The sequence below is a fragment of the Mesorhizobium carmichaelinearum genome, assembly GCF_900199455.1.
Taxonomy (GTDB): Bacteria; Pseudomonadota; Alphaproteobacteria; order Rhizobiales; family Rhizobiaceae; genus Mesorhizobium; species Mesorhizobium carmichaelinearum.
The window spans coordinates 1-2,848 of record NZ_FZQR01000095.1; the positions used below are offsets into that span (position 1 = coordinate 1).

Below are 2,848 nucleotides of genomic sequence, written 5' to 3' on the forward strand. Positions count from 1 at the left end.
TTGGTCATCCAAATTTGAAGAGGACCCCGAAGCCGCCGCGCGGATAGTTCCACTCGATCTCGCCGCTGGCCTCGCACAAGATCCGGCAGGTACCGCACTCCATGCAGCCATCGGGGGTGATTTCGACTTGGCCTGCGTCGTTCAACTCATAGCATTTGGCCGGACACACGCGGGTCAGGGCGAGCAGGTTGGGGCTCGGCTTCTCGTGCGGTCGCACTTTGATATGCGCGCGGCCGGGATCGACCAAGTAGCGGTTGTGGTAAAGCTTGTCCTCGACGCGTAAGCTTGTCGGCGCCATCATCATCTCTCCTCAGCGCCACGCGCATGCCAGGCGGATCGCGTCGCTGACCAGACCCCAGCGCGAACGAGCCTTGACGAAGGCTGCGGTGGTGGCTTTTTCCTTGTCGATCTTGGGGGTGCCGTCGACACGCATGAAGCTCTGCGCGGCCTGCGACAGCAATTGCGGATATGTGGTGAAGAAATTGCTGGAATTGGTGTGGAGCAGGGCTGGCATGTCCTTGTGTTTGCGCAGGTCTTTGACCACGAAGGAATTGTCAAGCATGACCTTGTAAAGAGAGAGGTTCCGTTTCGTCATTGGATGACTGCGCCTTTTGAGCTGAACGATTGCCTCAGCCGCGATACGGCCGGAGGTCATGGCCAGGTTCGACCCTTCGCGATGGACGGCGTTGTTCAACTGCGCGGCATCGCCGACCACCACCCAACCGTCGCCAAACAGCTGCGGAATGGCCTTGTAGCCGCCTTCGGGAATGAGATGCGCGGCATATTCTTTGATCTCGGACCCGGCGATCAGCGGCCGGATCGAAGGATGGTTCTTCAAGCCCTCGAGGAGGGCGTAAGGGCTTTCGCTCACCGCGGCGAAATCGGAGACGAGGCAGCCGACGCCCAATGAGATCGACTCCTTGTTGGTGTAGAGGAAGCCGAGCCCGGCCATGCCGCGGGAGATCGTGCCCACCGCCTCGATCACGCAACCTTCATCGCCGTTGAGGCCGAACCGCTGCTCGATGAGCTCTTCGGGAAGGAAATGCATCTCCTTGACGGCGAGCGCCACGGTTTCTGGTTTGGGCATCGATCGCAGGCCGGCCCGTGTGCCAAGCAGCCCGCACACACCTTCTGCGAGAACGACCACGTCCGCGCCGATTATTCCGCCGGTCCGATCTGTGCGCACGCCGATCACCCGGCCCCTGGCATCACGGACGAGCTCCGTCACGGTCGTCTCGCACAGAACCGTCGCGCCAGCCTCGCGCACTTTGCGCGAAAACCATTTGTCGAACTGGGCACGGATGATCGTATAGCGGTTGGGCTTCGCCTCGTTAAAGTGGTCCGACCGGTGATGAAACCCGGTGTGGGAGGTGTCGTCCATCACCCAAAGACGCTGTTCGACCAAATGCCGCTCGAGAGGGGCATCATCGCGGAAGTCCGGGATGATCTTCTCCAGCATGTTGGCGTACATGATGGCGCCCTGGACATTCTTGGAGCCCGGATACTCGCCGCGCTCCAACTGCAGCACGTTCAGGCCGAGGCTTGCCATGGTGTAAGCGGCCGCGTTACCGGACATGCCGGCTCCGATGACGACGGCGTCGAATTCTTCCTCGATCATGTCCATCTTTCTTAACTCGCCAGCTTGTCTCGACTGTGCGGCGACAGCCGTCGGGTGAAGGCTTCCGTCAGCGCGGGCAGGAAGCGGATCGCATCAGTGACGATTCCCAAGTGGGCAAAATCGAAAATCGGCGCATTCGGATCGGTGTTGATGGCGACAATGAGATCGGCGCCCTCGACGCCAACGCGATGCTGGATGGCGCCCGAAATTCCGGCCGCGATGTAAAGCTTCGGCCGGATGGTCTTGCCGGTTTGGCCGATCTGCCGATCGGCCGGCATCCAGCCCTTCTGCACCAGCGGGCGCGAACAGCCATGTTCGGCGCCGATCGCCCGCGCGAGGTTCTTCACAAGCTGCAGGTTCTCCGCGCCGCCGAGACCGAGGCCTCCCGCGACCACGACGTCGGCATAAGCGAGATTTGCCTTTGCCGACTGGCTATCCGGCAGGAACCCGAGGACCTTGGTGACAATCTCATCCTCGGCCAGCCACAGCTTGTGCTCAATGACACGACCTACCGGCCTGTCGGCGCGCTGCGGCATGGCCATGACCCTGGGACGCACTGTCGCCATCTGCGGCCGGCAGTTGAGGGTATAGATCGTGCATAGCAAGGAACCGCCGAAAGTCGGCCGGGTCGCGGCGAGGCAACCATCTTTATCCACGTCCAGTTCGGTGCAGTCTGCCGTGAGGCCTGTCAGCAAGGTCGTCGCCACCGAGCCGGCAAGATCCCTGCCGAGCGTGGTTGCACCCAGAAGAAGGATCTCGGGTTTGTGGGTACCGACCAGGTCCGTCATCGCCTTGGTGAAAGGCTCGTTGCGATAGTCGGCCAGCAGCGGCGCCTCGGCGAGGTAGACCATGTCGGCTCCATAAGCGAAGGCCTCGGCAACGGCGTTGCGGGTGGCTTCTTCGGGTGGTCCGAGCACGACCCCCGCAAGCTGGACGTCAAGCTTGTCTGCCAGCTTGCGGCCTTCGCCGAGCAATTCGACGGATACGGGATGGACCTGGCCGCGTTCGAGCTCAATGAAAACCCAGACATGCCGGTAGTCCTGGAAACGGTCAGGCAGTTCCTTCTTTATGCCGGCACGGCCGGCGGCAGGGCGAGGGGCTTGTCGGTCCGGGGTCGGCATCGTCTGCTCCTTTGCCCTCACGCGTCGTTGTTGAAGGCGAGTTCGTGTGCCAATTTCGGCTGCCGGCTGAAGAGTGCGGCGACGAGTTCGTCAGCAACATCGCGCGGCG

3 protein-coding genes are annotated in these 2,848 nt (G+C 62.0%); all 3 read right to left on the minus strand.

The features are described from left to right. Window positions 1–4: 4 nt before the first annotated feature. Genes CKW40_RS42020 through CKW40_RS42030 form a run of 3 tightly spaced genes read right to left on the minus strand, consistent with a single transcriptional unit; the run spans window position 5 to window position 2,739 of the window. A complete protein-coding gene (locus CKW40_RS42020; protein WP_439331038.1) occupies window positions 5–301 on the minus strand; it encodes a ferredoxin family protein in 297 nt (98 codons plus the stop codon). 9 nt (window positions 302–310) lie between these two features. Next, complete coding sequence (locus tag CKW40_RS42025; protein ID WP_095205354.1) at window positions 311–1,618, minus strand: FAD-binding protein; 1,308 nt, start codon at window positions 1,616–1,618, stop codon at window positions 311–313. A gap of 11 nt (window positions 1,619–1,629) precedes the next feature. Beyond that, window positions 1,630–2,739, minus strand: a complete 1,110-nt coding sequence (locus CKW40_RS42030) for an electron transfer flavoprotein subunit alpha/FixB family protein (RefSeq protein WP_095205355.1) — start codon at window positions 2,737–2,739, stop codon at window positions 1,630–1,632. Window positions 2,740–2,848 lie beyond the last annotated feature (109 nt).

Bases quoted from the DNA above. Each gene is read 5' to 3' on its own strand.
- CKW40_RS42020 (WP_439331038.1), bottom strand. From the start codon at position 301: ATGATGGCGCCGACAAGCTTACGCGTCGAGGACAAGCTTTACCACAAC.
- CKW40_RS42025 (WP_095205354.1), bottom strand. From the start codon at position 1,618: ATGATCGAGGAAGAATTCGACGCCGTCGTCATCGGAGCCGGCATGTCC.
- CKW40_RS42030 (WP_095205355.1), bottom strand. From the start codon at position 2,739: ATGCCGACCCCGGACCGACAAGCCCCTCGCCCTGCCGCCGGCCGTGCC.